Raw genomic sequence first — 7,027 nt, 5'->3', positions numbered from 1 at the left:
TTGTTTCTATTGGGGACCTATACCAAGTCTCCGGAACAAGGCATTCACCTGATGTCCTTTCATCCTGATGAAGGCAATATTCAAACCATCAGCACAGCAGCAGCCGTAGAAAACCCTTCCTTTGTTATTGCCAACGAAGCCCAAGATTTGGTCTATTCAGTGGAAGAAAACGGAGGTGAAGAAGGAGGTAAAATCACCGCATTCAGCCTTAAGGATGGGAAGTTAGCGAAGCTTAATTCGGTGAAAGCAGCCGCTAAATCACCCTGTTACATCACATTGGATCCAAGTGAATCTTTTGCCGTAACGGCCAATTATAGTTCCGGTGATTTTTCTGTAATCCCTATCGCAGAAAACGGGCAAGTAAAGCCTGTCACCCAAGTTATTGCCCACCAAGGAAGTAGTGTGATCACCAACAGACAAAAAGAACCCCATGTACATGCAGCTATTTTCCATCCCAATGATGGCAACCTATTCATTGCGGATCTTGGGACTGATGAAGTGGTAGTGTATGAATTTGACAGTAGCTTGGAAAAGCCCGTAAATACGGAACCTATTTTCAGGTTAAAAGTAGCTCCCGGTGCAGGTCCCAGACATATGGTCTTTAACAGCACAGGAGATAAACTTTACCTAATTCATGAAATATCAGCAGAAATAGGGGTTTATTCCTATGAGCAAGGTGAGTTAAAGCATCAAGCTACCCACCCATTGACTGAAGAGGGATTTGAAGGCAAAGTTGGAGCTGCAGAAGTAAGACTTAGTCCTGACGGGAAATTCCTTTACGCATCTAACCGCGGTGAGGCCAATGAAATTATCGTTTTTAAAATCGAAGGGAATGGGGACTTAACCCATGTACAAACCGTATCTTCCATGGGAAAAGCTCCAAGAAATTTCAATATCACCAATGATGGGAAATACCTTTTGGCTGGAAACCAAGATTCAAATACCATCATTACTTTTGAAAGAGACCTTGAATCCGGTGAGCTGAAGCCAACAGATACCAAATTTGAGGTTCATAAACCCGTTTATATTAATTTCTTGCCTTAAATCAGGCAAACAAACAGGATATTTTCTTGAATCAATTCTTTTCCTTAATATTGGGCCGATTTTGAGAAGAACGATAAATCGTGAACATAGTAAATAAAAAAACATGGCAGCAACGAGCGAGCTGAAATACAAATCCTTGTTAAACAGGAGAGAGACAGAAAAAGCCATAGACCTCATCAAAACAAAATTCCCAAAGATGATGTCCGAAAAGTTAAACCTTTTCAAGGTGTCTTGCCCATTGATCATAATGGATGGAACAGGTATAAACGATGACCTAAGTGGTACCGAACGGCCTGTGAAATTTCCAATAAAAAATCAAGGGGATGCTCCCGGCGTTGTGGTGCAATCATTGGCAAAATGGAAAAGATGGCAATTGGCCGAGCTTGAAACCGAAGATGGTGAGGGCATAATTACTGACATGAGGGCATTAAGACCTGATGAAGACTACTCCCCGCAGCATTCATTGTATGTGGACCAGTGGGATTGGGAACAAAAAATCAATCTTTCCGAAAGAAATCTAGATTATCTCAAAGAGGTAGTGGAAAGCATCTATGGGATTTATCAAGAAATGGAAAAAAGTGTGGTTTCTATTTTCCCTCAGATTAGCCCAATATTGCCGGAAAATATTAAATTTATTCAGGCGGAGGATTTGCTACAAGCTTTCCCCAATTTAAGCCCAAAAGAAAGGGAATATGAAGCCACAAAAGCACATGGCGCTGTATTTTTAATAGGTATTGGAGATAAATTAAGTAATGGGGAAAAGCATGATGACCGAGCACCGGACTATGACGACTGGAGTAGCTATAATTCCGAAGGCCATAAAGGGTTGAATGGAGACATTTTGGTTTGGAACCCTGTATTGGAAAACTCTTTTGAACTTTCTTCCATGGGCATAAGAGTAGATGCCGAAACTTTGGCTCATCAGTTAAAAAATTCCGGTGAAGAAAAAAGAGCCGGTTTATTTTTCCACCAAAAGCTATTAAATGGGGAATTGCCTCAAAGTATAGGTGGTGGAATTGGTCAGTCCAGAACCTGTATGTTCTTGCTAAGAAAAAAGCACATTGGAGAGGTACAATCGGGAATTTGGCCTGAAAATGAATTTCAAAAATGTAAGGAAGAAGGCATAGAATTAATGAGATAATAATCCAATTAAAGGGTTGAATCTTACTGTTTTTGGCCATTTCTTGGCCAATGCATTTTATGTAATCTTTTAATTCCTGAAAATATTTTTATACAAGAGTTTTTTTTGCCAAAAGATTCATTACCTTTACCTCAATAAATACAATCAATTAATTATATTATGAACACAGGAAAAGTAAAATTTTTTAATGAATCTAAAGGATTCGGTTTTATTATTGATGATGAATCATCAAAAGAGTATTTTGTGCATGTCTCTGGACTAATTGACGAAATCAGAGAAGACGATGATGTATCCTTTGATCTTAAAGAAGGAAGAAAAGGTCTGAATGCAGTGAATGTGAAGGTAGTAAACGCATAACATAACATTGACATCAGTAGTGAAAAGCAATCATCAAAGGTTGCTTTTTTTTTGTGCCTATATTTTTTTTAAGACATTAATTTAGGGCAATCCCCCATAACTAAACTATTCCTATTAAAATAAAAAACTCCGATCTTGCACTCGGAGTTTCTTAAACTAAGGCTCTGCCTAATATCGCTTGAATGCGTAAATTTTTAATCATCAATTACCATTTTACCCGATTGGATTTTACCTTTTATGGTCAGCCCGGCGGCATTGTCAATTAGTAAATCATCACTACTTGATTGATCCCCGATACTAAGCCTCCCACTGCCTACCCTGAAATCAAAATTATAATCCTTTAGGGAAGAATTGGTATTTACTTTCATATAACCGGATGAAGCGGACAGGTTAGTTTCCGGCCCTAGCCCACAATCATTGGCCACTAACATACCGGATGTCAAACTGATTTCACCTAATTCTGTGATCTTATTTAAATCGGCTTTTCCTGAACTCATACTTCCGGAAACAAGCCCATCGATATCAGTCAAAACAACCATGCCACTTGAGCCCCTAAACTTAACATTACCTTTCATCCCTTCCAATGTTCCCATTCCAGAAGACAATTCTAAATTCAAGTCACCTTGGATATTCTCAAGCTCCAGTTTTCCTGAAGAGATTCTCACGCTTAAATTTGGAGAGCTAAGGTTCTCTGCTTCAATCTTTCCGGAACTTCCTTTAAGCACAATATCTTCATTTTCAACATTAAACACTTCCATGGTACCCGATGAAGTATGGATATCTAAAGCCATATCTGAAGGGCCTGAGATACTGATAAACCCTTTTATTTTAAAGGAGGAGAAAAAGGATCCAAAATCATCCCTAGGTTCAAAATCTACAAACAACTCCTCTCCAATTTTCTTTACCGTCACTCCTTCCATTTGTGCATCACTTGCTTCCACAAAAGCATTTAAAACCACTTCTTCAGCTTCATCCCTTCCGGTATAACTGATTTCAAGTGCTCCACCATTTACATTAACTTTAGTGATGCCATCATAAGTAGACTCAATATCACTAATGGTTTCCATGGATATCGGGTTACAAGAAATTTGTATTCCCGAGAACCCCACAAGGACAAACAAAAATAATAGGGGATATTTATGCATCGTTTTTATTTTTAAAGGCATCATTATTCGTTTTGAAATCATCACTTACAGCCAATAAGGAAAGTGTTTCATGGGCAATCTTAATGTTATACTCATAAGTCAAGCTTTTGTAATTGACCAAATCTACTATGGTTCCAATAAAACACAAGCCAACGGTAAGTAGGTATAAAATCCCCAGGCCAATTTGCCCTAGAATAAAACGATGCAATCCGGCAAAACCAAAAAAACCTATCAGTGTTAATATTAAAATCATTTGGCTATCCTTCCTTCTGGCACGATATACCTGAGCAAATAAACTTGCTTGCTCCTCATTCATGTCTTTCAATATTCCTTGGATATAGCCCAATTCCATTCCTTCCAGTTCCGGAAGGTGTCTCAATACATTTGCCATAATTTCTTATTTAAATTTAATTTTATTAATTCAATTATTCTTAATATTATTACTAAGAAAGCAAAGCCTCCCAATGGATGGTAGGCCCAAGATGTGGTGAAATCTCCATGCATTAAATAATGAATGGATCGACCAATACCACAGCCAGGGCACCAGGTGAACCCTAATAAATCAAGCGGACAAAGACTAAAGGAATGCGAAGTGTCTGCACCGGCAGTGTACAAACCTAAAAGAGCAATTGTCCATAAAATCAATTCCAGAATCCCTGAGTTGATTACTTTCATGTCTATCAATATACGAATAGAATGCCAGTTATAAAATAAAGCAATGGAGCGAATAGGAGCCTATTTAAGCAAAAGATGTGTTCGTTAAAAGTACAAATAACGTTCAATAACGGACAGAAAATATTGGAAGAATATCCCAAACGCAAGGAAAGCTTTAGTATCAGAGAAGTTTTGAATTAAAATAAAATTAATGATGAAAACGAATAGCTTTTTGTACATTAGAAAATCATAATTGAGATACTAAAGATTAAAAATTTAAAGATCGAGATAAATGATAAATAAGAGTAAAATGAGCAATCCCCACCTTTTCAGGTTTCCAAAATATTTCAAAACACTTTTATTCACTGCTTTTTTATTAAACAGTAGCTTGCTTATAGCTCAAGAAGACACCGATCTTTTTCTTCTTGAATGCAAGAAGAATTTGTTTGGTTTTACTATTTACCCCGAGACAGTAAAAAAAATATCAAAAGGAGATGGATATGATAACCAACCTTCTTTTATCAATAAAAGTCAACTGGTATTTACCTCTCAAGATCAGGCAGGTAATTTTGATGTAATCTTATATAATCTAGCTACGGATAAATACACCAATATGACAAGAACTCCCGAGCTAGATGAGTTCTCACCTAAGCTAACAAGTTGCGGTCAATTTATTTCCACTGTAAGGGTGGAAAAAGACAGCAGTCAGCGCATATGGTTATATCCGATAAATTTCGGGGAACCGGAACTTTTGTACGACGACATCGAACCCGTAGGATATTATGGTTGGCATGGGGAGACAGCTGCCTTGTTCCTGGTAGGTTCACCAAACCGAATGGTCTATCCTTACAGCAGAGAAGATATATTTGAGGTCGCAAAAAATCCGGGACGCTGCCTAAGCCAAAGACCAGGTACAAATGATATTGTGTATATAGACAAAAGCTCAAATATCGTATCTAATGGCAAAGAAACTTATGAATTAAAAGCTTTTGATGTAAAAAGCAGACAATCAAAATCCATAGGTATAGCATTAGCCGGCGGCGAAGACTTTGTATGGATTGATAAGAACAACCTTATAATGGCTCGGGAAGATACCATCTATTTAAAAAACATTAGCAAAGGGACTGATTGGGAAGAAATAGCTACATTAACTATTCCGGAATACCATAACATCAGCAGAATTTCATTGAGCCCGGACAATAAAAAATTGGTGATAGCAATGGAACCGATAAAATGAATGGAGATTTTGATTTCTAACAATTAGACCTAAAACAATTTGAAACCATATTTATGACAGCGATAACTGAATTAACTTTCAAATTAACATCCCAAGGCATCCATTTGCTTAGAAATAAATTCACTTATCAGTTAATACCTTATAATGAAGTAGAAAGTGCCAACCTGATAAGAGGTAAATCAATTAAAAACTGGATGGTGGTTTTGATTATAGGTTTAGCATCTTTAACCCTGGCTTCAATTATAACCTATCATTTAATTGATGGGCTATCTGTGAGCGAAAAGCCTGTAAGGTTTTATAATATGATTGGCAATGGTTTTATTGCCGTCTTGGTATTAGTTGGATTGGGCATAATTGCTATTATTAGTGCTTTCAAAAGCGTTCCAATCCTCGAAATTGATGTAAATAATAATACATATAAACTTAGGGTTATAAAGAACCCGGATAAATTAGAAGAGCTGTTGGAATTTTTGATACTAAACAAAATTGAAGTTAAACGAGGAGATCTTTAGCATTAAGGGCGTATTATACCGCATTCACCCGAACCTTTAAGTAGGCCTTTTTAATGAAATGTAATGTTGAAAGTGTTTAGGATATTACAAAACTAAATAGAACCATCTAATCTATAACAAAAATAAGAACTAGGTGTAGATTGCATCTACACCTTTCTATTTTACCAATATGTTTTTCTGTTGAATACGCTGTACTTATAATTCATGATTCGAATAAGTCTGGATTTGGCCTGTATATAGAACATATACAGATTCATAGTTTACTAGGTGATTATCATATTAGGTATGAATTCAAAATCTTGAATCCTACATTAGAGCCACGATCTGGTCTAAGTTTAGCGAAGCGTAACTTAGACCTATCATAAAGAAAGTTTTCAACTTTCGTTAATGAAGAGAAGCGCCTTTTTGGGTAGACTTCGACTCGGCTCAGGAACCGAATCAAAAGTCGAAGAAAACAAATCATAGAATGGCTTTCACCTCACATTGCTCGGCAATTCCTCGTAGTTTTGGCCCGTCCGATGTTTCTTGATTGGGTCTTATGGATAAGTTGTCCCATATGGGTCTAAATTGGAATAAGAACTGGGTGTAGATTGCATCTACACCTTTCTATTTTACTAATGATTTTATTTTGGTTGAATACACTTCAATTATAATTATTGATTCGAATACGTCTGTATTTGGCCAGTATAGAGCACCCTATACGGATTAGTGGTTTGCTGAGTGATTATATAAGGTATATTTCAACACCTTGAAGCCTAGGTTAGGGCCGCATTCTAAAAAAGTTAGGGGTTTAAGCAGGTTAAACTACAAAAGAGGGCATAAAAAAAGACCCTTAGATTGCTCTAAGGGTCTAAATGAAGGCGGCGATCCAGATGAGGCGGAACAGGCACTACTCTCCCATGCGCCGTGGCGCACCAGTACCATCGGCGCTGCAGGG

The 7,027-nt window shown here is 37.3% G+C and carries 9 protein-coding genes; 6 read left to right on the top strand and 3 right to left on the bottom strand.

Annotated elements, in window-relative coordinates:
* From AAC037_RS16270 to AAC037_RS16260, 3 genes are all read left to right on the top strand, one after another.
* Nucleotides 1–1,044: lactonase family protein (locus AAC037_RS16270; protein ID WP_339904012.1), on the top strand; the 1,044-nt coding region annotated here is incomplete at its 5' end.
* Between the two features lie 103 nt (nucleotides 1,045–1,147).
* Nucleotides 1,148–2,185 (top strand): aspartate--ammonia ligase, encoded by a 1,038-nt coding sequence (asnA, locus tag AAC037_RS16265; RefSeq protein ID WP_339904010.1) that lies wholly within the window; start codon nucleotides 1,148–1,150, stop codon nucleotides 2,183–2,185.
* A gap of 159 nt (nucleotides 2,186–2,344) precedes the next feature.
* Nucleotides 2,345–2,542: a cold shock domain-containing protein gene (locus AAC037_RS16260; RefSeq protein ID WP_014020889.1), complete on the top strand. Its 198-nt coding sequence runs from the start codon at nucleotides 2,345–2,347 to the stop codon at nucleotides 2,540–2,542.
* 194 nt (nucleotides 2,543–2,736) lie between these two features.
* Here the strand turns inward: AAC037_RS16260 and AAC037_RS16255 are convergent, their stop codons facing one another.
* From AAC037_RS16255 to AAC037_RS16245, 3 genes are all read right to left on the bottom strand, one after another.
* Nucleotides 2,737–3,609: a DUF4097 family beta strand repeat-containing protein gene (locus tag AAC037_RS16255; RefSeq protein WP_339904009.1), complete on the bottom strand. Its 873-nt coding sequence runs from the start codon at nucleotides 3,607–3,609 to the stop codon at nucleotides 2,737–2,739.
* Nucleotides 3,610–3,679: 70 nt separating this feature from the next.
* Entirely contained in the window at nucleotides 3,680–4,078 is a 399-nt protein-coding gene (locus AAC037_RS16250; RefSeq protein ID WP_339904007.1) for a TM2 domain-containing protein, read from the bottom strand.
* Complete coding sequence (locus AAC037_RS16245) at nucleotides 4,063–4,362, bottom strand: DUF2752 domain-containing protein (RefSeq protein WP_339904006.1); 300 nt, start codon at nucleotides 4,360–4,362, stop codon at nucleotides 4,063–4,065. The genes AAC037_RS16250 and AAC037_RS16245 overlap by 16 nt, the downstream gene beginning before the upstream one ends.
* A gap of 289 nt (nucleotides 4,363–4,651) precedes the next feature.
* Between AAC037_RS16245 and AAC037_RS16240 the strand changes: the two genes are divergently transcribed.
* The 3 genes from AAC037_RS16240 to AAC037_RS16230 all read left to right on the top strand — a co-directional run.
* Nucleotides 4,652–5,578: a hypothetical protein gene (locus AAC037_RS16240; RefSeq protein ID WP_339904004.1), complete on the top strand. Its 927-nt coding sequence runs from the start codon at nucleotides 4,652–4,654 to the stop codon at nucleotides 5,576–5,578.
* Nucleotides 5,579–5,631: 53 nt separating this feature from the next.
* Nucleotides 5,632–6,090, top strand: coding sequence for a hypothetical protein (locus tag AAC037_RS16235; RefSeq protein ID WP_339904002.1), 459 nt, complete (start codon nucleotides 5,632–5,634; stop codon nucleotides 6,088–6,090).
* 748 nt (nucleotides 6,091–6,838) lie between these two features.
* Nucleotides 6,839–7,027: hypothetical protein (locus AAC037_RS16230; protein WP_339904000.1), on the top strand; the 189-nt coding region annotated here is incomplete at its 3' end.

The sequence above is a fragment of the uncultured Cyclobacterium sp. genome (assembly GCF_963976465.1).
Classification (GTDB): Bacteria; Bacteroidota; Bacteroidia; order Cytophagales; family Cyclobacteriaceae; genus Cyclobacterium.
The sequence above is the reverse complement of the archived record's forward strand: the minus strand, read 5'-3'. Positions and strand labels throughout refer to the sequence as shown.

Excerpts from the sequence above, each read along its gene's own strand:
- asnA (WP_339904010.1), top strand. The coding sequence starts at position 1,148 with ATGGCAGCAACGAGCGAGCTGAAATACAAATCCTTGTTAAACAGGAGA.
- AAC037_RS16260 (WP_014020889.1), top strand. The coding sequence starts at position 2,345 with ATGAACACAGGAAAAGTAAAATTTTTTAATGAATCTAAAGGATTCGGT.
- AAC037_RS16255 (WP_339904009.1), bottom strand. The coding sequence starts at position 3,609 with ATGGAAACCATTAGTGATATTGAGTCTACTTATGATGGCATCACTAAA.
- AAC037_RS16250 (WP_339904007.1), bottom strand. The coding sequence starts at position 4,078 with ATGGCAAATGTATTGAGACACCTTCCGGAACTGGAAGGAATGGAATTG.
- AAC037_RS16245 (WP_339904006.1), bottom strand. The coding sequence starts at position 4,362 with ATGAAAGTAATCAACTCAGGGATTCTGGAATTGATTTTATGGACAATT.
- AAC037_RS16240 (WP_339904004.1), top strand. The coding sequence starts at position 4,652 with ATGAGCAATCCCCACCTTTTCAGGTTTCCAAAATATTTCAAAACACTT.
- AAC037_RS16235 (WP_339904002.1), top strand. The coding sequence starts at position 5,632 with ATGACAGCGATAACTGAATTAACTTTCAAATTAACATCCCAAGGCATC.